The 19,712-nt window shown below is 61.7% G+C and carries 30 protein-coding genes (1 of these 30 running past the window's edge); 16 read left to right on the forward strand and 14 right to left on the reverse strand.

Annotated elements, in window-relative coordinates; genetic code table 11:
- The coding region (locus FEZ60_RS22540) for an AI-2E family transporter (protein WP_172937039.1) at positions 1 to 406 on the forward strand (406 nt) is incomplete at its 5' end.
- Positions 407 to 435: 29 nt separating this feature from the next.
- On the opposite strand, the gene FEZ60_RS22545 is transcribed toward FEZ60_RS22540, so the two are convergent.
- Complete coding sequence (locus FEZ60_RS22545; RefSeq protein WP_033233546.1) at positions 436 to 1,452, reverse strand: zinc-dependent alcohol dehydrogenase family protein; 1,017 nt, start codon at positions 1,450 to 1,452, stop codon at positions 436 to 438.
- Between the two features lie 28 nt (positions 1,453 to 1,480).
- A complete protein-coding gene (locus FEZ60_RS22550; RefSeq protein WP_045065336.1) occupies positions 1,481 to 1,852 on the reverse strand; it encodes a DUF2255 family protein in 372 nt (123 codons plus the stop codon).
- A 239-nt stretch (positions 1,853 to 2,091) separates the two neighbouring features.
- Here FEZ60_RS22550 and FEZ60_RS22555 point away from each other — a divergent pair, with 239 nt between their 5' ends.
- Positions 2,092 to 2,385: a metalloregulator ArsR/SmtB family transcription factor gene (locus FEZ60_RS22555; protein ID WP_230590088.1), complete on the forward strand. Its 294-nt coding sequence runs from the start codon at positions 2,092 to 2,094 to the stop codon at positions 2,383 to 2,385.
- Positions 2,370 to 2,765, forward strand: coding sequence for a VOC family protein (locus FEZ60_RS22560; protein WP_172937041.1), 396 nt, complete (start codon positions 2,370 to 2,372; stop codon positions 2,763 to 2,765). The genes FEZ60_RS22555 and FEZ60_RS22560 overlap by 16 nt, the downstream gene beginning before the upstream one ends.
- 35 nt (positions 2,766 to 2,800) lie before the next feature.
- Here the strand turns inward: FEZ60_RS22560 and FEZ60_RS22565 are convergent, their stop codons facing one another.
- The 3 genes from FEZ60_RS22565 to FEZ60_RS22575 are packed head-to-tail and all read right to left on the reverse strand — an operon-like array spanning position 2,801 to position 6,054.
- Entirely contained in the window at positions 2,801 to 3,442 is a 642-nt protein-coding gene (locus FEZ60_RS22565; protein ID WP_233365851.1) for an ElyC/SanA/YdcF family protein, read from the reverse strand.
- Positions 3,442 to 4,593 (reverse strand): lipase family protein, encoded by a 1,152-nt coding sequence (locus FEZ60_RS22570; RefSeq protein ID WP_033233552.1) that lies wholly within the window; start codon positions 4,591 to 4,593, stop codon positions 3,442 to 3,444. The genes FEZ60_RS22565 and FEZ60_RS22570 overlap by 1 nt, the downstream gene beginning before the upstream one ends.
- A gap of 33 nt (positions 4,594 to 4,626) precedes the next feature.
- A complete protein-coding gene (locus tag FEZ60_RS22575; RefSeq protein WP_172937228.1) occupies positions 4,627 to 6,054 on the reverse strand; it encodes an FUSC family protein in 1,428 nt (475 codons plus the stop codon).
- A 59-nt stretch (positions 6,055 to 6,113) separates the two neighbouring features.
- Here FEZ60_RS22575 and FEZ60_RS22580 point away from each other — a divergent pair, with 59 nt between their 5' ends.
- Entirely contained in the window at positions 6,114 to 6,629 is a 516-nt protein-coding gene (locus FEZ60_RS22580) for a MarR family transcriptional regulator (RefSeq protein WP_095887298.1), read from the forward strand.
- A 1-nt stretch (position 6,630) separates the two neighbouring features.
- Here FEZ60_RS22580 and FEZ60_RS22585 read toward each other — a convergent pair whose 3' ends face one another.
- A complete protein-coding gene (locus FEZ60_RS22585; RefSeq protein ID WP_033233555.1) occupies positions 6,631 to 7,035 on the reverse strand; it encodes a PaaI family thioesterase in 405 nt (134 codons plus the stop codon).
- Positions 7,036 to 7,145: 110 nt separating this feature from the next.
- Here FEZ60_RS22585 and FEZ60_RS22590 point away from each other — a divergent pair, with 110 nt between their 5' ends.
- Complete coding sequence (locus FEZ60_RS22590) at positions 7,146 to 7,586, forward strand: helix-turn-helix domain-containing protein (RefSeq protein ID WP_172937042.1); 441 nt, start codon at positions 7,146 to 7,148, stop codon at positions 7,584 to 7,586.
- Here FEZ60_RS22590 and FEZ60_RS22595 read toward each other — a convergent pair.
- The 4 genes from FEZ60_RS22595 to FEZ60_RS22610 all read right to left on the reverse strand — a co-directional run bounded on the left by FEZ60_RS22595 (position 7,583) and on the right by FEZ60_RS22610 (position 9,638).
- On the reverse strand, positions 7,583 to 8,038 hold the full coding sequence (locus FEZ60_RS22595; RefSeq protein WP_033233557.1) for a PPOX class F420-dependent oxidoreductase: 456 nt from the start codon (positions 8,036 to 8,038) through the stop codon (positions 7,583 to 7,585). The genes FEZ60_RS22590 and FEZ60_RS22595 overlap by 4 nt on opposite strands.
- A gap of 27 nt (positions 8,039 to 8,065) precedes the next feature.
- On the reverse strand, positions 8,066 to 8,560 hold the full coding sequence (locus FEZ60_RS22600) for a hypothetical protein (RefSeq protein WP_033233850.1): 495 nt from the start codon (positions 8,558 to 8,560) through the stop codon (positions 8,066 to 8,068).
- A gap of 61 nt (positions 8,561 to 8,621) precedes the next feature.
- Positions 8,622 to 9,437, reverse strand: a complete 816-nt coding sequence (locus FEZ60_RS22605; protein ID WP_172937043.1) for a DUF72 domain-containing protein — start codon at positions 9,435 to 9,437, stop codon at positions 8,622 to 8,624.
- 9 nt (positions 9,438 to 9,446) lie between these two features.
- Positions 9,447 to 9,638 (reverse strand): hypothetical protein, encoded by a 192-nt coding sequence (locus FEZ60_RS22610; RefSeq protein WP_033233559.1) that lies wholly within the window; start codon positions 9,636 to 9,638, stop codon positions 9,447 to 9,449.
- A 73-nt stretch (positions 9,639 to 9,711) separates the two neighbouring features.
- Here FEZ60_RS22610 and FEZ60_RS22615 point away from each other — a divergent pair, with 73 nt between their 5' ends.
- The 4 genes from FEZ60_RS22615 to FEZ60_RS22630 all read left to right on the forward strand — a co-directional run bounded on the left by FEZ60_RS22615 (position 9,712) and on the right by FEZ60_RS22630 (position 12,257).
- Positions 9,712 to 10,035 carry a GYD domain-containing protein gene (locus tag FEZ60_RS22615; protein ID WP_172937044.1) on the forward strand — a complete coding sequence of 108 codons (324 nt, stop codon included), beginning with the start codon at positions 9,712 to 9,714 and terminating at the stop codon, positions 10,033 to 10,035.
- 29 nt (positions 10,036 to 10,064) lie between these two features.
- Entirely contained in the window at positions 10,065 to 10,913 is an 849-nt protein-coding gene (locus FEZ60_RS22620; RefSeq protein ID WP_172937045.1) for an LLM class F420-dependent oxidoreductase, read from the forward strand.
- 69 nt (positions 10,914 to 10,982) lie between these two features.
- Positions 10,983 to 11,732 carry an SDR family oxidoreductase gene (locus FEZ60_RS22625; protein WP_172937046.1) on the forward strand — a complete coding sequence of 250 codons (750 nt, stop codon included), beginning with the start codon at positions 10,983 to 10,985 and terminating at the stop codon, positions 11,730 to 11,732.
- A gap of 63 nt (positions 11,733 to 11,795) precedes the next feature.
- Positions 11,796 to 12,257: an Rrf2 family transcriptional regulator gene (locus tag FEZ60_RS22630; RefSeq protein ID WP_033233563.1), complete on the forward strand. Its 462-nt coding sequence runs from the start codon at positions 11,796 to 11,798 to the stop codon at positions 12,255 to 12,257.
- 6 nt (positions 12,258 to 12,263) lie between these two features.
- On the opposite strand, the gene FEZ60_RS22635 is transcribed toward FEZ60_RS22630, so the two are convergent.
- Positions 12,264 to 13,148: a helix-turn-helix transcriptional regulator gene (locus FEZ60_RS22635; RefSeq protein WP_033233564.1), complete on the reverse strand. Its 885-nt coding sequence runs from the start codon at positions 13,146 to 13,148 to the stop codon at positions 12,264 to 12,266.
- A gap of 136 nt (positions 13,149 to 13,284) precedes the next feature.
- On the opposite strand from FEZ60_RS22635, the gene FEZ60_RS22640 reads away from it, so the two are divergent.
- From FEZ60_RS22640 to FEZ60_RS22655, 4 genes are all read left to right on the forward strand, one after another.
- A complete protein-coding gene (locus FEZ60_RS22640) occupies positions 13,285 to 14,322 on the forward strand; it encodes a zinc-dependent alcohol dehydrogenase family protein (protein WP_172937047.1) in 1,038 nt (345 codons plus the stop codon).
- A gap of 3 nt (positions 14,323 to 14,325) precedes the next feature.
- Entirely contained in the window at positions 14,326 to 15,768 is a 1,443-nt protein-coding gene (locus FEZ60_RS22645; protein WP_172937048.1) for an MFS transporter, read from the forward strand.
- 14 nt (positions 15,769 to 15,782) lie between these two features.
- Complete coding sequence (locus tag FEZ60_RS22650; RefSeq protein WP_116102600.1) at positions 15,783 to 16,196, forward strand: cupin domain-containing protein; 414 nt, start codon at positions 15,783 to 15,785, stop codon at positions 16,194 to 16,196.
- Positions 16,197 to 16,274: 78 nt separating this feature from the next.
- The gene (locus FEZ60_RS22655; protein WP_116102598.1) at positions 16,275 to 16,733 is read left to right on the forward strand and encodes a hypothetical protein; all 459 of its coding nucleotides are present in this window, start codon (positions 16,275 to 16,277) and stop codon (positions 16,731 to 16,733) included.
- Positions 16,734 to 16,738: 5 nt separating this feature from the next.
- Here FEZ60_RS22655 and FEZ60_RS22660 read toward each other — a convergent pair whose 3' ends face one another.
- Positions 16,739 to 17,389: an alpha-ketoglutarate-dependent dioxygenase AlkB gene (locus FEZ60_RS22660; RefSeq protein ID WP_172937049.1), complete on the reverse strand. Its 651-nt coding sequence runs from the start codon at positions 17,387 to 17,389 to the stop codon at positions 16,739 to 16,741.
- 94 nt (positions 17,390 to 17,483) lie between these two features.
- Between FEZ60_RS22660 and FEZ60_RS22665 the strand changes: the two genes are divergently transcribed.
- Genes FEZ60_RS22665 through FEZ60_RS22675 form a run of 3 tightly spaced genes read left to right on the forward strand, consistent with a single transcriptional unit; the run spans position 17,484 to position 18,782 of the window.
- Complete coding sequence (locus FEZ60_RS22665) at positions 17,484 to 17,834, forward strand: metalloregulator ArsR/SmtB family transcription factor (protein ID WP_033233572.1); 351 nt, start codon at positions 17,484 to 17,486, stop codon at positions 17,832 to 17,834.
- Positions 17,831 to 18,313, forward strand: coding sequence for an SRPBCC family protein (locus tag FEZ60_RS22670; RefSeq protein ID WP_033233574.1), 483 nt, complete (start codon positions 17,831 to 17,833; stop codon positions 18,311 to 18,313). The genes FEZ60_RS22665 and FEZ60_RS22670 overlap by 4 nt, the downstream gene beginning before the upstream one ends.
- 40 nt (positions 18,314 to 18,353) lie before the next feature.
- Positions 18,354 to 18,782: a VOC family protein gene (locus FEZ60_RS22675; protein WP_033233575.1), complete on the forward strand. Its 429-nt coding sequence runs from the start codon at positions 18,354 to 18,356 to the stop codon at positions 18,780 to 18,782.
- 8 nt (positions 18,783 to 18,790) lie between these two features.
- Here the strand turns inward: FEZ60_RS22675 and FEZ60_RS22680 are convergent, their stop codons facing one another.
- Entirely contained in the window at positions 18,791 to 19,063 is a 273-nt protein-coding gene (locus tag FEZ60_RS22680; protein WP_116102775.1) for an Ada metal-binding domain-containing protein, read from the reverse strand.
- Positions 19,053 to 19,712 carry the 3' portion of a 2OG-Fe(II) oxygenase gene (locus tag FEZ60_RS22685; RefSeq protein WP_172937229.1) on the reverse strand. The gene runs 51 nt beyond the window's last position, so 660 of the gene's 711 nt are visible here — the last part of the coding sequence; its start codon lies beyond the right edge, outside the window; the stop codon is at positions 19,053 to 19,055. The genes FEZ60_RS22680 and FEZ60_RS22685 overlap by 11 nt, the downstream gene beginning before the upstream one ends.

A 19,712-nucleotide genomic window follows, 5' to 3' on the forward strand; every position in this document is an offset into this window, starting at 1 on the left:
CCTGATCTCGCTCATCACCGCCGTTCTCACCTTCATCTGGCTGATCACCTTCGGCGTTCCGTACCCACTATTGCTCGCCGTACTGGTCGCAGTACTCGACCTGATCCCGATAGTCGGATCGACGCTCGCCGGAATCGTCGTAGCACTGGTGGCTTTGACTGTGTCACTACCTATTTCGCTCGCCACCGTAGCCTTCTTCATCATGCTTCGACTCGTCGAGGACTACGTGCTCGTGCCGCGCATCATCGGCCGGACCGTCCAAGTACCACCCCTGATTACGGTCGTTGCTGTCCTGCTCGGCGGGGCTCTGCTCGGAATCGTCGGCGCACTGCTCGCCATCCCGATCGCTGCCGCGATCTTGCTGCTGGCCCGCGAAACACTCCTCCCCCAGCTGGACCGTCGATAATCTGCCGGGATTGTTTCGAACTCCTGCGTTCACGGAATAAGCATGGTCTTGATGGAGCGGCGCTCGTCCATGGCCGCATATGCCTCAGCGACCTGATCGAGCGGCAGAGTCAGATCGAAGACCTTGCCCGGGTGGATGTGCCCGTTCCAGACGCGGTCCAGAAGATGGTCGAGGTATGCCCGCACCGGTGCAGGTCCACCGCGCAAGCCGACGTTCTTCCAAAACATGTGCCGCTGAGGAAGATCCGCGACATGGGGAACGCCGACCCAGCCAACCATGCCGCCAGGGCGCGCGGACCGCAGGGCCTGCTCGACGGAATCGTGAGTACCGACGCACTCGAGCACCGAATCTGCTCCGATTCCGGACGTGAGTTCCTTGACCCGCTCGACGCCGTCGTCGCCGCGCTCGGCAACGATCTCGGTGGCGCCGAATTCCAGTGCGAGACGCTGCCGATCCTCATGGCGGCTCATCGCGATGATCCTCTCCGCGCCCAGTTCCGCTGCTGCAAGTACACCGGAGAGGCCCACCGCGCCGTCACCCACAACCACGACGGTGCTTCCCGGCTTGACGCCTGCGCTGACCGCCGCATGCCAGCCGGTACACATGACATCGGAGAGCGCCAGGATGTTCGGGATCATCGCCTCGTCGGGCAGTTCGGGGGTGGCGATGAGTGTTCCGTCGGCATTCTGAACACGGATCAACTCTGCCTGGCAGCCGTCGTATCCGGTGCCGTGGAGACAGTTCGCGTGTGCGCCGACTTTGCAGAGCGCGCAGGTGTTGTCGCTGGTCAAGAATCCGCCGACCACAAACTGTCCGGGCTTCACGGTGGTGACGTCGCTGCCAACCGCTTCGACGATGCCGACGTACTCGTGGCCGATGGGCGTCGGCTTGGTGACCTCCGCGATGCCACGATATCGCCACAGATCCGAACCGCACACGCACGCTGCCACTGTGCGGACTATCGCGTCGGTGGGCTCCGCGATCACGGGATCGGGTCGGTCCTCGAAGCGGATGTCATTGGGACCGTAGATAATTGTGCCGCGCATGAATAACTCCTTCGCTGCCGTTTGCGTATCAGGCGGGGAAAACCTCGAGGGTGGCCGAACGGGGGCCACTTTCGACAAGGTGATCGACAATGCTCGGGTACTGGCGGTACTTCTTCCGGTAAGCACTGTCCACAAGCGGGAGGTCTGCGTCACCGGCCTCGACGAACTTCACCTCGTACGCGCTGCCGCCGGAAATAATCTGCCCGGTTCCGGTCGCGATCGCGCCCTTGAACCAGGCTGCCGGACGGCCGTTGGTAGATCGGATGAAGAGCCGGTCACCGTCGCCGACGATCCAGATGATCGTGGGACTTCTCAGCGAACCGTCGGCCCGCCTGGTCGCGACCTGCACTTCCTGAGGGTTCGCGATTGCCGCTACCTGCTCTTCGCTCCAGCCCGTCATTGCCCGTACCCCTTGCGTCGACGACATGTTCCTTCAGCCAACCCCAGATCTGCCACGGGCGCGAGGGCCAGGGGTTACCGGTAATGCCAGTGCCTCCCTCGAGGGAGTTCGGCAACCTGACACCCTTTGTGCGCAGCGAGCACCCCTTGCTGCATGCCACAACCGTTGTTCACTCTGCACAAACCGTGCTCACTCAACAGCTCTTGATATGCAAGCTCGGGCTTGCCTATAGTGGTGCCGTGGTCACCATCTACCGTGCTCTCGACGACGACACGAGGCGCATCATCCTCGACGAACTCGCGGCACATGACGGCCAGACTCTGTTCGAGATCTGTTCACTGCTCACGATGCGACACGGTCTGGGCTTCACGCGTCAGGCGATCTCTCAGCACCTCGGTGTACTCGAGTCGGCTGGACTGGTCGTGACCGAGCGGCGCGGACGCTCCAAATTCCACTACTTCAATCCCGAGCCACTTGCCGAAATCACCCGGCGGTGGCCCATCGAGACAGGAACACCATGCAAATCAAACTGACAAGCATCTTCGTCGACGACCAGCGAGCAGCACTCGCCTTCTACACCGATGTCCTGGGTTTCACGAAGCACCACGACATCCCACTGGGCGAGGATGCGTGGCTCACCGTCGTCTCGCCGGAGGTACCGGACGGCCCGCAACTCCTGCTCGAGCCCGCGAAGCATCCGGCTGTGAAGCCGTATCGCGATGCACTTGCCGAAGAAGGCATTCCGCTCGCCCAGTTTGCCGTCGAGGACGTGGAGGCCGAGCATGCCCGCCTGACGGAAAAGGGTGTGGTGTTCACGCAGACTCCGACGGATATCGGCACCGCCGTCATCGCTGTCTTCGACGATACGTGCGGCAACCTGATCCAGATCATCGCGGAGAAGCCTGCTCAGTAAGACTCCTGCTGTGCGCCTTTTTCAACCGACCGCGGTTAATAAAGGCGCACAGCAGAATTGACCGAATCCTCCGGCGGACTCGTAACCTTGGCATCACGACCGGACAGCATGTCGATTGCCGCTTTCGGCTTGGCGAGAATCCACTCTCGGGCAGCATTTTTGACCAACGTCGTTGTTGCGCAACCACAGTCACTGTTCACGCCGTCCGCATCGATTCCGGCGTCACGGCACAACGCGACGGCGCGGGGAACATGGTAGCCCTGCGTGACGATCAACGCCTTCGACACACCATACGTATGTATTGCCCTCGAGCAGGTGTCATATGTGTCCAGGCCGTACGGATCCCCGACGATACGACGCTCATCGATCCCCTGCTCGACCAGGTAATTTGTCATGGCCGCGATCTCGTCGCCCGAAGCCCCATTCGCGTCCCCGGACACCAGCACGGCACTCGCTTTACCGTCCTCGACCAGTTGAACGGCCGCGTCGAGGCGCCCTTTCAGGAACGCCATCGGCTTGCCGTCCTTGATCTGAGCACCCAGAACGATTACCACCGGAGCCTCGGGCGCATCCGCGACGTCGAAGGTGTGCCCCTTCGCGGCAACGGAGATCCAGACGACGGACCCCACATAGGCAACGACGCCGAGTGCAACGAGACCCGCAATCCACCGCTTCACTAGCGGAAGAGATTCGCGACAAACGGAATCGTGTCGGCTTGCGATTCGATCAACGCGCCGCTGTGGTCGGTGTTGTACGCCTTGAAAGTCACGGGTTCACCATTCGCAACCAGAGCCGCGACGAGCGAAAGTGCCGACGGGGCAGGCACATCCACGTCCAGCAAGCCTTGGCCGATGAAAATGGGGCGGTCGTAACCGCTGGTCGGCACACCCATGTAGTCGTTCAGGAGACCGTAGAAGTTCGGGATTTCGTTCAGCGGGCGAGACAGCACATCGCCCAGAACGAGCTTCTTCGATGCATCTTCCAAGTCTGCGGCGCACAGTTTTTCGGCCAGATCGACCTGCTCGCGACCCAGCGGAGTCAGGTACGAGTTGACGTCGATTTCCGGGTGAGCTTCGCGCAGACCCGCCAGAATGTAGAGGGCGTACGAGGTCAAGCCTCCGCCGAGTGCAATGGGCGGAAATCCGGGACCGGCCGGCAGGAAGACCAGTTCGATGTTGGCCGGCACACCCGTCCCCACACCGCCGCGGTAGTCGAGGGAATCGCCGCCGTATTCGGTTGCGTATCGCGCGGTCGTGATTGCCGCGCCGCCGCCTTGCGATTGTCCGACCACTGCCCAACGATTCGAGATCGAAGAATCGAGGGCGCGAGCGGCCTTCACGGAATCAACGACGCTGTGCGCCTCCACTTTTCCGTCGAGGTATGGCATGAGGCCCGGAGTTCCCAGCCCGACGTAGTCGGTTGCGACCACGGCATAGCCTTCGGCGAGCCAGCGGCCCAGATACGGGTAGTCGCGTTCCGGGAGTCCTGGCCCGACCAAGGAAGGTGCGCAGGAGTCGTCGAGGCCGGTGGTTCCGTGCGCCCACGCGATGACGGGCCAGCCGCCTTCGGGGGCGGGGCCAGCTGGTACGTAGTACGCACCGCTACTGAGGGCAGGGCTGCCGTCGGAACCGATGGTCCAGTACGTGAATCGAGTAGCGTCGACGGTCCCCGGAATCCAGAGATCGCGCGGTAGCGGTTCGCTCGACACAACGGTTCCGGTCGCAACCGAAACCCCAGGTGCCTCCGCAGACGCCATTGGCGCCAAGACCACCGAACTAATTGCCGCAGCACACAGCGCCGCAATAATCGACTTCGACTGAAAATTCACGTCCCGACAACCCCTCACTCCGATGCACTGGAGTCATCGTAGGACGTGGTTCCGATCGGCGCGGCTGATTGTCACGGCCGCGACGACAACACCGATCACCACTCCGATGAGGGTGTCCGCCACTCGCGCGAGCGCCGCGCTGGTCTCGATGGGTGCGCTGAGACCGATGAGCACCAGGGCCATCGGCGTCACGGCAACCGACGTCAACGCGTAATTCTTGACGACAAACAGCTCTGCCGCGGTCTGCAGAATCACCACTGCAACAACAGCCTGCCAATAGCCGAGCGTCAGGGCGATCAGAGCGGCAGCGATGATCGCTCCGCCGACGTTGCCGACAAGCCGTTGGATTCCGCGTTGAACGGTCTGCTTGTAGTTCAGCCCCTGCATTGCTGCCATCGCACCCATCGACGCCCAGAGCGGATGCTCGAGTCCGGCGCCCGCGGCAACCCATCCGGCCAATGCCGACGCCATGACAATACGAACGGCATTCATCACCACGGCGCGCGAGTACAGATGCCGTAGACCGGCGACGACGTAGTTCTCCGGCGCGGGCAATTCCGATACAGGCTCGAGCGAGTGCTCGATCATGCTGGAGCGCTTCATCTTACGAAGCTCATCCTCGTGCGCTGCAATATCGCGAATCAGCGACGCGTCGCCATGCTCGCTCCACGATCGCACTGCGGCATCCGCTTCGCCGAGCACCGCCATCAGTTCACGACCATGACCCAGCGTCGACTTGATCCGACTGCTCGACGCGATAACCGTCCGCGCATGGGCAATCGACGCCCGCGCAGTCGGGACTGAACCACCGGCCTCTAGCTTCCCGACGTTCGCAAGCGCGCGAGCGACAGCCAGACGTGCGGGGCCCATCGGCAGCACAAGCGCGGGAAGCATCGCCGCGACCCATCCGATCAGTACACCGATCGTTCCGGCGACAACCAGCCGAACCAGATCCGCAAAGCTCGTGGCGAAGCCTGCTGCACCCGTCGCGGCAAAGACAAGAATCACCGGCCCTGGACCAGTGATGCGGAAGCCGGAGATGAAGCAGTAGGCAGCGCCGGCCGCCAACGAGAGAACACCGATCTGCGCCCAGACCGGCACACCGAACATCCCCAGAGCCGCACCAAATGCAATGAACGCAACCAACGCTGCGCCCACTATCGCGAGTTTGCCGGCCAACCGGGGGTATGGCTCGTATCGTCCGAACGCCGCACTCAGCGCGCCCAGCGCTGCAAATCCCGCCAGCTCTTCGTGCCCGAGCGCACCACCCAAGATCAGGACTACCGCTGTTGCCAGGCCGACCCGTATTGCCGGGGCAATTCCAGCGTCGGCGGAACCGAGCCGGAAAGCCGCCCGCCACGTCTGCGCTGACACCGAATGCGCAATTGCTCCGCTCGAATGGCGGAGTCGGCTCGATGTCGTGGTGGGGGTCGGAGTAGGCGTCACTAATCCAGCATACAGTTATTTCACTAGTAAATTACTTGTGAAGTACTGTGAAATCAGTCGCTAAGATGTGTGCCATGGATCAGGCCAACAGTCCCGAAGACGACTTCATCGACAAAGTCCGTCGTGAATGGAATCGCGCCTACCCTGACATCGACACCTCGCCGGTCGAGGTGATGGGACGGATCACCCGCATCAGTTCGCAGTCCCTCCACCAACTTGATCGCGCCCTCGCTCCCAGTGGCGTCTCCCGCGCCGAATTCGACGTGATGAGCGCACTGGCCCGCAGCGATCGCCCACTACGCGCCAGCGAGGTCACCGCAGTCACCATGTTCAGCGGCGCCGCCACCACCAAGCACGCCGATCGACTGGCCAAGCTCGGACTGGTGGAGCGTCAACGGTTCGAACGTGACGGACGCGTCGTACTTCTCCAATTGACCGAAGCCGGAAGAGCTTTGGTAGAAGCAGAGTTTCCGCGCCGGGTCGAACGCGACCGCCGGTTGCTATCGGGACTGAGCGAGGACGAGAAAGTGCAACTCACCGCACTCCTCAAGCGAATCTCGGTCAACATCGACGCCGGATTACCCGACTGAGCTACTTCGGCAGCGGAACGTTCTGCAAGCGAACCTGTCCACGCGCCACTTCTTTTCCCGTTTCCGGATCGGTGATGACAACCGACCACAACTGCTGAACGCGGCCCTGCTGAATCGGAAGTGCCACGACATCGACGCGTCCGCCGGTGCGGGCTCGCAAGAAGTCGGTTCCGTTGTGAACGCCAACGGCAAATTCTCCACGGTCCGCGACAGCGGTACTCGCACCGATACTTGCCGCCGATTCCACAGCCGTTGTGTAGACGCCGCCGTGCACCACACCCCACGGCGTGTGATGAGCGTCGGACAGATCGATATGTCCGACAACTTTGGTGCCGGACACCTCGTCGAGTTGTAATCCTGCGGCGCTCACAAAAGCGCTCGCTGCCTCGAGATCCACATCGGCCACGTCATGCTCCTCGTCTAGTCGGTTGGATTTCCCAACTCACAGTGCGGCATAGATTTGATGCCGTCAAGTGCTAAGTTGGATTTCGCAACCCACTGTCGATCGGAGTGAGCGTGACACCCAAAGGTCGTAACTGCTCCATCGCCAAGGCGTTGGACCTTGTGGGCGAGAAATGGTCGCTTCTGATCCTGCGTGAGATCGTCCTCGGGCAACGACGCTTCGACGCCATCGCGAAGGGCACTGGTGCCAGTCGGGATATTCTTGCAGCCCGGCTTCGGACGCTCGTCGACGCCGACGTGCTGACAAAACGCCTGTACGAGGACCATCCCCCACGCTACGAATACGTCGCCACCGAGTCAGGTAAAGCGTTGTATCCGATTCTGATGGCGATCATGGAATGGGGAGACACCTACGTGATCGACGGCCCACCCCCGACCGTCGTCGAACATCGGTGCGGCGAGCAACTGCACGCACAAGTGGTGTGTTCGCATTGCAATGCACCACTCGAGGCGCGGGACGCCACCGTCCTGCACCTCTCCCCGACAGCTCCCTAACGCTCCGGCGGAAACCCACCTGTTGCGATCGGTCCCCACGAATCGACGGTGACGCGGATCAGGCTCTTGCCCTGCTTGTGCATCGCTTGCCGGTACTCGTCCCAGTCGGGATGATCGCCGGCGATCGAGCGGTAGTAGTCGACCAGGGGCTCGACGGATTCCGGCAGGTCGATGAGCTCGGCCGTCCCGTTCACCTGCACGTACGGTCCGTTCCACTCGTCGGAGTGGATACACAACGACACCGTGGGAGTACGACGCACATTCACCGCTTTAGCCCGCTCCGGGTAGGTGGAGATGACGATGCGGCCTTCGTCGTCGACACCACACGTGATCGGCGAAATCTGGAGTTCGCCGGACTTGCGGACGGTCACGAGAGTGGCACGGTGGCGTGGTCTGATGAATTCGAGTAACTCGGCGTGCGAAACCCGGTCTGCACTCGCAATTTTCGACATACAACCAGCCTAGGTGGGTTTACGCGCTCATGGCATCTCGATGGTCTGAGCGCGCGCGATCTCGCCGATCGCGGTGGTGATGTACGTCGTCAGCGGTTTCTTGACAACCGCGGACAAGCTTCCGATCACAAGCACAGCTGAACGCAGGTATGCACCGTGGCCGATCCGGAACGAGTCGTCTTCGAGATCGGTAATGCCGAGCGCGCCGGTGTACACGGCGGCGAGAGCCTGCACGTCGAGGTCGGGAAGCCACACGATGGTGGCCTTGGCGCAGGCAGTGAGCGCGTCTTGCACATCCTCGCTCGAGAGTCCGTCCGGGTGGGTGTCCTCGAGGAGTTCACGAACGATAGCCGCGTGCACCGATGTGACCTGCTCGAACGACAGCGTGCGCAGTTCATCGACCGCCTCGGTCAACGCATCGCGGTTGGCCGCTCGCACCGCGGCCAGCGCGTCTGCCGTGGCAGCGGCGATGTCGCGGGCAACCTTCGGCCACTCGGTGGGCCAACTCTGCTGGGGGTTCACGTTCGGTTCTCCTTGTTCGCGCTCGCGTGTGAGCTTGCCAGGTGGCACCGACAGCACACATTCAGGTGAAGCGGGCCAGGAATGCCATCGCGTTGCGGGGCGCAAAACCCTTCATGTCGTTGTCGAAGTACACAAACACGTCAAGCTCGTCGCTCATCCAGCCCTGAGCGCGTTCGGACCAGCTGTCCAGGGCTTTGTCGGTGTAACCGCTTGCGTACAGTTCCTTGTCGCCATGCATGCGCACGTAGACAAAATCGCTGGTCGGCGTAGTGATCTGGGGGTACCTTCCCGCGGTATCGGCGACGACAAACCCGATGTCGTGCTCGCGCATCAGTTCCACCGCTTCCGGAACGGCAAAGCTGGCATGGCGTGCCTCCACCGCATAGCGGATCGGGAGTTCGATCTCTGCGTGCGCCAATACCCTGTCTTCGGTCAGCTTCTCGTCGTGCCGGGCTGCCAGTTCAGCAGCCTGCGTCGTCGTACGCGGAAGCAGTTCGAAGAAGCTCGCCAACCGTTCGGGCTCGAACTGCAAGGTGGGCGGCAACTGCCAGAAGATCGGCCCGAGTTTCGGACCCAGCGCAAGCACACCCGCCGCAAAGAAGTTCGCCAGCCCTGTCTGTGTGTCGAGCAGCCGCTTCATGTGCGTGATGTACCGACCGCCCTTGAGGGCAAACACAAAGTCGTCCGGTGTTTCACTGCGCCACTTCGCGAAACTCTCCGGTTTCTGAAGCGCATAGAACGAGCCGTTGATTTCGATCGAAGTCAATTTCTCTGCGGCATAGGATAATTCCTTGCGATGCGCAAGGCCGCTCGGATAGAAGTCTCCACGCCAGGCGGGATATGTCCACCCTGAGATACCTACTCGGATATCTGCCACCAGTTCAGACTAGACGCCCGATACCCCGGCACTGAGCGCAACGGACACCGGCACGACGGTCAGGCACACCACTGCTGCGACAAACAACCCGATAACGAGCCGACGATCCCACTTTCCGCGGGCGCCGCTTGCCGCAAGCATGAAGATCACAAAACCCACACAGACAGACACGATCGTCACGATCACCGGAGTACCAACCATGGGTTGATTGTCCCCTACCACTTTGTGGGTATACCCCTCGGAGGTGAATACCCCTGCCGAGCAAGGAGTCGAAATGCCGAAATACCTCTGGCAAGTGACGTACACACCAACCGGGGCCGCCGGCCTTCAGAAGGAAGGTGGCACCGCCCGCCGCGATGCAATAACCCACATGGTCGAAAGTGTCGGCGGCACAGTCGAATCCTGCCACTTTGCACTCGGCAGTCATGACATGTTTGTCATCGGCACCCTTCCCGACGCCGTTGCCGCCGCGGCATTGAGCATTCGCACCACCGCCGAAGGAGCGGCTCGATCCGAATCCGTCACCCTGCTCACGCCCGAGGAAATCGACGAAGCAGTCAATCGCCCCACCGACTACCGTGCGCCCGGTACGGAATAGATCCGGGTCACACTCGGGTTACCACCACCATGACTGACGCGACGCAGACACCTGACCTGGGCACCTACGGAATCTGGCGAGGAGCCGCCGGATTGACACCGGATCTGGGTGCGGCAATCGAGAAACTCGGGTTCGGCACCATCTGGATCGGGGGTTCACCGCGAGCGGACCTTCTGGTGGCCGAGAAGCTACTCGACGCGACGGAACGCATCACCGTGGCGACCGGGATCGTCAACGTCTGGTCGTCACCCGCTGCTGAAGTTGCCGAGTCGTACCACCGACTCGAAGCCAAGCACCCGGGACGGTTCCTCCTCGGAATCGGCATCGGACATCCCGAAGCCACCGGCGATTACTCGAAGCCGTACGGCACCCTGGTGTCCTACCTGGATGAACTCGACGCGGCTCAGGTTCCGGAATCTCGTCGTGTCCTCGCCGCTCTCGGCCCCAAGGTATTGAAGCTGTCGGCTGATCGCGCTGCCGGTGCGCATCCTTATCTGACAACTCCGGAACACACCGCCGAAGCACGCGAGATTCTCGGGCCGTCGAAAATTCTTGCGCCGGAACACAAAGTTGTTCTCGAGACCGATCCGGACAAGGCGCGAGCGGTCGGCCGTCCGGCTGTCGCCAATCCATATCTGCACCTACGTAACTACACGACCAATCTCGAACGCCTCGGCTTTGCACCCGACGAAATTGCGAACGACGGAAACGATCGTGTCATCGACGCGCTGGTGGCCTACGGGACCGCCCGTTCCATCGCGGACAGGTTGCGTGAACATATTGCGGCCGGTGCCGACCACGTTGCGATCCAGGCGCTTCCGGCCGACGGTGATCCGATTGCGACGTACGAGGCATTGGCTGCAGAACTGTTCCGGTAACTCTTTACTTGGATAAGTCATGTCCGAGTATACTTGGACACGACTTATCCAAGTAAAAAGGAGACAGGCATGAAGATCGTCATTTTCGGGAGCGGGCTCATCGGAAGTCAGGTCGCGTCGAAGCTCGGTGACGCCGGGCACGACGTGAAGGCACTCGGCCGTGTGGACGGTATCGACACAACCACGGGCGAAGGCCTCTTCGAAGCCGTGACCGGTGCAGATGTGGTCGTGGATCTTACAAATTCCCCGTCGTGGTCGGACGACGACGTCATGGCTTTCTTCCGCGACGGAACTGGCCATATCCTCGCGGCGGAGGATAAGGCGGGCGTCGGGCACCATGTCATCCTGTCCATCGTGGGTGCCGATCGACTGTCCGATTCCGGGTACATGCGAGCCAAGGTCGCCCAGGAAGACCTGGTCAAGGCCGGCCCGATCCCCTACTCGATCGTCCGCTCGACCCAGTTCTTCGAGTTCATCGCCGGAATTGCCGATGCCGGGACCGTGGACGGCACAGTCCATGCAACGCCGGCGCATCTTCAGCCGATCGCGTCGCGGGACGTCGTATCTCACGTCGCCGAGGTTGTGACCGGCCCGCCGTTGAACGGGACGGTCGAGATCGCCGGACCCGAACCGCTGGGTATCGACGAATTGGTACGACGCCTGTTCTCCGTCACCGGGGACGACCGCTCGGTGACGCCCGATCCGGAGGCCGGCTACTTCGGCGCGAAACTCGACAGTGCCGCGCTCACACCGACTCCCGGCGCGAACGCCTGGATTGCGCCGACAACACTGGACGAGTGGTTGGCCTCGAAGGCCTGAAAAAAGACAACACCACCGATGTCCGCCCCAAACCGGTTTCCACGGCGTCGATAGAGTTCTGGCATGAAGCTTTCCGGAGGAGTGGAGTGGTCGCTCCATTGCTGTGTGGTCCTCAGCCAGGCGCAAGGCCCGGTCCCCACGGCCAGACTCGCCGAACTGCACGGGGTGTCGAAGACATACCTGGCAAAACATCTGCGCGCCCTGGCGCAGGCCGGTCTTGTCAATCCGACTGAGGGCCGCGACGGTGGATACGTCCTGACCCGGCCACCCGAGAACATCACAGTGCTCGACGTCGTTCAGGCCGTCGACGGTAAGGAACCTGCCTTCCGGTGCACGGAGATTCGGCAACAAGGGATCCTCGCCGCGCCACCGGAGCAGTGCCTCGCCCCGTGCGGTATCGCCAAGGTCATGGCCGACGCCGAAAAGGTATGGCGTGCTTCGCTGTCGGGAGTCACCATCGCAGATCTTGCGGCAACTCTCGATCTCCCCGCTCTCAAGAAAGTTCTGGCGGCACCGTCGAACTGAGTGCTCCTACAGGGAAGATTCCTTGTCGTTGGCGGGATCCAACTGATCCTGGGTAGCCGCCCAACTCGCCAAGACTTTGAGCGCATCTGCCGTCGGAGTACCCGGCGCCGCGGTGTAGACCAGCAGCGTCAGCCCGGGGTTGGACGGAAGTTCCATCGCCTCGAAGTTCAGCTCGAGGTCTCCGACAACGGGATGATGAACCTTCTTGAAACCTGTTCGATGAAAGCGCACATTGTGTTTCGCCCATCGCGTGCGGAATATCTCACTGCGCGTGGCTAATTCACCGATCAGTTCGGTCAGCGCCTTGTCGTGCGGGTTCTTCCCCGCCTCAGATCGGAGCATTGCCGCAATATCATCGGCAGCACGTTCCCAGTCGGTGAAAAATTCCTGCGAAGCCGGGTCGAGGTACACAAACCGCGCATTGTTCGCGGGACGACGTGGATCCGCCAATACCGGCGAATACAGCGCCCGGGCCATGCGATTGGCGGCCAACATATCGTGCCGGGCGTTGCGAACCCACGCCGGGGCGTCGGTGATGGCGTCGAGTATCTGCTGAATGGCCGGACTGACACCTTTGGGGGCTGATCGGCGCTTCGGCGGAGCCGACGCACTTGCGGTCTTCGCCAGATCGAACAGGTGATCCTGCTCGGCCTCGTCGAGTTGAAGTGCCCGGGAAAGACTTTCGAGTACCGAGTCCGATGCTCCGGCCAGATTGCCGCGTTCCATTCGCACGTAGTAGTCGATGCTGACACCCGCCAGCAAGGCAACTTCTTCGCGGCGCAATCCTTTGACCCGACGGTTTCCGCCGTACGCCGGTAGTCCCGCCTGCTCGGGAGTGATACGTGCACGGCGGGAGCTGAGGAACTCGCGGATCTCGGCTCGGTTGTCCATGCCGATTACGTTACTCGAGTCGTCGAACCGCAGGGAGGTACTGCCGGTACCTGGAACGACAGGAACTCCCGCCAGGGTGATGCGGACGGTTCACTGGGTATCGACACCGCGAACCGAACAACCAAGAGGATTCATCATGCGCGCAACCATCATGTACAGCGCCGGAGACGTTCGCGTCGAGAACGTGCCAGACCCCACACTGCAACAGCCGACCGACGCACTGGTACGCATCGTTCGAGCATGTGTCTGCGGATCCGACCTGCATCCGTACCACGACATGCCTGCCACACCAGGCGGCACTCCGATGGGCCACGAATTTGTCGGGGTCGTCGAAGAGGTCGGCGGCGACGTAGCCACGCTGAAGAAGGGTGACTTTGTCATCGCTCCGTTCGCCTGGTCCGACGGAACCTGCGAGTTCTGCCGCGAAGGGCTGCAGACGTCGTGCCGCCACGGCGGTTTCTGGGCCGGAAACGGCATCGGTGGCGCACAGGCCGAGGCCATCCGCGTGCCGTTTGCCGACGGCACCCTGGTCAAAGCACCCGTCGGCGAAGACTCGGAACTGCTCCCTTCACTTCTCACCCTGTCCGACGTCCTGGGTACCGGCTACCACGCTGCCGTCAAGGGTCGTGTGAACGAACGCACCTCGGTCACCGTCATCGGCGACGGCGCAGTCGGCCTCATGGCGGTTCTCTCCGCCAAACGACTTGGCGCCGAGCGGATCATCCTCATGGGCCGCCACAAGTCGCGCACCGATTTGGGCATCGAGTTCGGAGCAACCGATATCGTCGCCGAGCGCGGCGACGAGGGCATCGCCAAGGTCCGCGAACTGACCGGCGGTGACGGTACCCATGTTGTACTCGAAGCAGTGGGCCACATGCCCGCCTACGAGCAGGCGATCGGCGTTGTCCGACCAGGCGGAGTCATCAGCCGCGTCGGTGTACCTCAGTACGAGGTAGCGCCCGTCGGTTTCGGCAGCCTGTTCGGACCCAACGTCACACTCACCGGTGGCCCGGCTCCCGTGCGCGCGTACATCGAGGAGCTCATGCCAGACGTTCTCGACGGAAAGATCCAGCCGGGCAAGGTTTTCGACCGCACAGTCAACCTCGACGAGGTACCGGACGCCTACCGCGCGATGGACACACGTGAGGCACTCAAAGTTCTTGTCCGGCCGTAACCCATGACCACCGTCGACACTCCCCGGATCGGTCGGGTCAATTCCACCGCGATCCTGGCGATCATTCTGATCAGCTACTTCATGATCCTGCTCGACAACTCCATCATCTTCACCGGGCTGCCAAGCATCGCAGCCGAGATGAGGTATTCGGCGACCGGTTTGTCATGGGTGCAGGACGCGTACACCCTCGTATTCGGCGGACTGCTCCTCCTCGGCGCGAGACTCGGCGACATCTTCGGGCGTCGCCGCATCTTTGTCGCCGGGTTGGCGATCTTCGCGGCCGCGTCGTTCCTGGTCGGGGTTGCTCCCAATGGTTGGTGGCTCATCGCGGCCCGCGCCTTCCAAGGCGTCGGCGCCGCGGTGGTCGCGCCGGCGTCACTGTCACTGCTGACGGCAAGCTTCCCGCCGGGGCGCGAACGGACACGCGCGGTTGCCTGGTACGGCGCAGCCGCCGGAATAGGCGCGAGTCTCGGCCTCGTGATCGGCGGCGCCCTTGCCGATTGGGTTTCCTGGCGCGCAGGATTTTTCATCAACGTCCCGATCGGCATCGCGATGATCGTTCTCGCACCGCGGTTCATTCCCGAAACAAAGCCGAGCACAGGACGTTTCGATGTAGCCGGCGCCGTCTACGCCACACTCGGAATGGCCGCACTGGTCTTCGGCATGGTCAACTCCGCCGAAGCCGGATGGGGATCACCGACCACCTTCCTGACACTGACGCTCGGTGCGGTTCTCCTGGCTCTGCTGATTCGCAATGAATCGCGCGCGGAGCAACCCATCATGCCGCTTCGACTCTTCCGCTCTCGCGAACGATCCGGCGCCTACGCCGCCCGCATGCTGTACCTCGGCGCCATGATCGGATTCTTCTACTTCACCACTCAACTTCTGCAAGGTGCAATGGGATTCAGTGCTTTCCAAGCCGGTGTGGCCTTCTTCCCGATGACGGTCGTCAATTTTGCAGTTGCACTGCTGATTCCGCGATTGACCCCTCGATTCGGGAACGCTCCGTTGCTCGCCGCGGGTGTGGCACTCACATTGGTAGGTATGACGTGGCTCAGCTTCGTGCATTCGGGCAGCACTTATCTGAGCGGCGTTGCGCTACCGATGATCTTGATCGGCGCAGGCCAAGGTCTCGCGTTTGCGCCGCTCACCGCTGCCGGAATCGCCGGGGTGAAGGCCGACGACGCCGGAGCCGCGTCCGGACTGGTCAACACAGCACACCAACTGGGTAGCGCACTGGGACTCGGCATTCTCGTCGCGATCTCAGCCGGGGCCGGATCCGCTGCGGAATCCCCGAAAGAAGCACTCACCGAGCATGTCTCGACTGCACTGACCGCAGGTGCCGGCCTCCTCGCCGGTTGCCTCGTCATAGTTCTTGTCTTCATCGTGCCGCAGGCGGGTAAACGAAAACAGGTAGACAGTCATCCGAAAATCGTTCAGTCATAACATAAGGAGTTCCCATGGAGATTCTGAAGCAACCGCAGACGAGTAAAGCTCCCGCAGACTGGTTCACCGGTGACGTCTGGTGGGACGTCATCTACGCAGGTCAAGAACCGTCACGCATGCGCGCCAACATGGTTCGCTTTGCGCCGTGCTCACGCACAGACTGGCACTCCCACGCGCTGGGGCAGACCTTGCACATCGTGTCCGGCACCGCCCTGATTCAGGCTCGCGGCGGCGAGATCATCGAGGCCCACCCCGGCGACACCGTCTACACACCACCCGGCGAAGAACATTGGCACGGCGCGGCGCCCGACCACTTCATGACCCACCTCGCACTGTGGGAAGGTCCCGGCGACGGCAGCAAGGAAACCACGTGGGGCGACAAGGTCACCGACGAGGAATACAACGCCCCTCGTAGCAATCGCCGGTGAAGTCCGCACGAAACCGAAACCGAGACCGGAACAGAATTATCAGTTCGTTTTCGGTCTGACTCATGGCACGCTGATCCCATGGAGCCTCTCGAACCGATGCGGCCGGTGAGCGTTCACGCGCCGATTCAGACGTCGACCCCGAGATGGAAATCTGCGGCGGCCATGCTGGGAACGATGTGCGTCTTTGCGTATGCCCTGCTCTCGACTAGAACCGGGGCCGGCCCTGTTGTGATGGGAGTTGCCGTCGGCGTTGTCGGCATAGTCCTCTATGCCATGTCGATATCGCGCACTCTCAGAGAGAACTCGGGCAAACGCATTCCGATGTGGGGCGCCCCTCCTGTGTCTCCGCGCGAGATGGACCTGCTTGCCGGAGTCGGTATGCCGTTGTTTGCAGCCGGCACCTTGACTGCACTCCGGGCGTCGGGAATGAATTGGTCATTTCCCTTCCTCGGACTGTGCGTGATGGTGTCAGTTCTAGCTTTGATACTTCCTGCCCTCATCCATAATTCACGCGTGAAACGGGCACTGTCAGCCTGAGAACTTCACCGCATTCCGGTATCCCGAAGCGTGATGTTCAACCGGCCGGACATCAATCCGCTGTCCGGATATGCGCTTCCTGCAATTACTTTCGGGACTCCGTGATAAGCGAAGCGTGAGGCACCGCCGAACACGAAAAGATCGCCGGACTGAAGTTCGATGTCGGTGTACGGCTTATTGCGATTCTCAGTGTTCCCGAACCGAAAGACACAACTCTGGCCGATGCTCAGGGACACGACGGGCGCGTCGCAGCGCTCGTCCTTGTCCTGATGCATTCCCATCCGGGCGCCGTCGTCGTAGAAGTTGATCAGCGCCGTGTCGGGGGTGTAGATCTCACCTGAATCTCCGTATGCCACTCGCACAGCTTTGCGCCCCAACTCGATCAGCCACTCGGGTAGTGCGGCTACAGCCGCACCGTTCACGTCGTCGGCCGTGCGCGTGTATTTGTACGGCTGCCAATGCCAGCCGAGGCACACGGTTTGAACGGACATCTTGTGTCCACCGGGGACCACCGCCGAGCGCATCGGGACCGGGGCGGTTGCCCACCGTCGGCATTCGCTCACGAGCATGCGCTGTTGGTCTACGCCTAGCCAATCCGGAACGTGAACAGCTCCCGGGGCTACCACCATCCGCGGGCGCGGGATCAGCGCGTTCATGATTTCCAGGCTAGTAGGCGATGCGGCATTGACACTCTCCGCATGGGCTCGTATCGTAATCAACAGATTGGTTGATAAAGGAGTTGATTGACAAGTGATCGTGGACCCCGGGGCTGATGATCGCCTCGACAAGGCATTCATGGCACTTGCCGACCCGGTACGACGACGGATCATCGCCCGCCTGAGCACCGGACCCCAGACGGTTAACGAGCTGGCCGAGCCGTTCGAAATCACGAAACAAGCTGTCTCCAAACATATTCAGGTACTCGAGGCAGCGGGGTTGGTCACTCGCAGTCGTGACGCCCAGAGGCGCCCGGTGCATCTGAATGCCGCAGCACTCGAGGCTTTGACAGCCTGGATCGACCGCTATCGACTGGTCCACGAACAACAGTTCCGAAACCTTGATCACCTACTGCACACCACACAGAAGGAGACACAGCCATGAGCACCACCAATCCCGTCACGATCACGGCGCCCGAGGGCGTTCCGTTCATCGACATCACACGCGAATTCGACGCACCCGTGAGTGCCGTGTTCGCGGCTCACTCCGATCCCGAACTGGTCAAGCAATGGCTCGGCCCCAACGGGTACGAGATGGACATCGAGGAATACGACTTTGTCAGCGGCGGTCGATACAAGTACATCCACCGCGATCCAGAGGGTGGCGAGTACAAGTTCAACGGCGTTTTCCACGTTGTTCGTAAGAACGAATTTGCCATCCAGACCTTCGAATACGAGGGCTTTCCCGATGTGGTCAGCATCGAATCCATGACGTTCGAAGATCTGGGCAACGGGCGCACCCGCCTCTCCGGCCACTCCGTATATCCGAGTCTCGAGGCGCGCGACGGCATGATCGAGAGCAATATGGAACGCGGCGTCGTCGAAGGTTACGAGCGCCTGGACAAGATCGTCGCACAGTCCTGATCACCTGTTTGCCCGATCACTCACTGCGAAAGGCACTCTCATGGATTGGACGCTTGAAGTTGTCATAGTTCCGGTCAGCGATCTGGGGCGTTCCATTGCGTTCTATCGCGATCAGGTCGGATTCAATCTCGATCACCACACCGTGAACGAGCACATGACGGTCGCCCAGCTCACCCCACGTGGATCGGGTTGTTCTATCGTCATCGGCAACCTGCCGTCACAAACCGAGATGCCTCCCGGCTCTTTGAAGGGCTTGCAATTGGTTGTGTCCGACGCGGCAGCGGCCAGGCAGGAGCTCATCGACCGGGGCGTCGACGCCAGCGAGGTCACAGTTTTCGACGAACGTGATGGCGGCACCTTCTTCGGGTTCTCCGATCCTGACGGAAACACCTGGGCGGTTCAGCAGTTGAAGGTTCGCGGCGAGAAGCCACTCATTCCGCAGGAGTACCGGGATCGCTTCGGCGCGTAGCGGCCGCTTCAACGCTGCCGCTTGGAGTCAGCCTTCCACACTGCGTAGTCCGCGGGCATGCAGACAGCGCAGGGTCGATAGCCGGCCGCAATCGCGGTCGGCTCGTCGGCGAAGAACACCCGACTGGCGACATACCCACCGCGCGCGATCGCCCGCGCAGCCCCTCTGCAGTCGAGTCGACCGTAGATCTTCGTTTTCCGGTGTCCACCAAGCACTCCGGGTGCCTGACTCTCGTACGGCTTGTTGTCGGCATCACGGAGGATGTACGTCCTATTCGGCATCATGAAGCACCAATCCCAAGGTTCGACGCGCCCCTGACTTCACGACGCTGACACCATGACGCACAGGCACTCTGGACCAACCGCGCGCGCTGGGAACCGGCCTGTCCCTGGTGGTGAATATCAGGGCATGTCCTTGCTCGAGCACTACGACGGTTCCCTTGGACTGGGCGCGCGGCCGCTGCTCCACGATCATGAATTCACCGCCCGTGTAATCGATGTGCGGCTTGTCCAGCCCGATCACCACTTGCATCGGAAATACCAACTCGCCGTACAGGTCCCGGTGCAGCGCATTCCAGTCACCGAGGCCGTAGGACAGCAGAATCGGCGTCGGACGCTGTTGGCCGCCGTCATGGCACAACTCGATCCATTCGTCGAAGGTATCCGGCCAGGGCGCGTGATCCCCCAGGTTGAAAGCCCACTCACGCGCAACAGGCAGAAGCTGCCGGTAGAAGGCGGCTCGCATGACCGTGATCGGGTCCGGTACCGGATCACGAAAGTATCGGTACTCCCCTTGCCCGAATCGGTACCGCGCCATGTCGATCGTGCTCCGAAATCGGCCCACCTCCGCGTACCAGGACGCAATTTCCTTGCATTCCGACTCGTCGAGCAACGGTCCCGTCTGCGCACACCCGCTCGTGTTGATTCCCTC

This window comes from Rhodococcus sp. MS16, assembly GCF_013277795.1.
In the GTDB taxonomy this organism is placed as follows: Bacteria; Actinomycetota; Actinomycetes; order Mycobacteriales; family Mycobacteriaceae; genus Rhodococcus_F; species Rhodococcus_F globerula.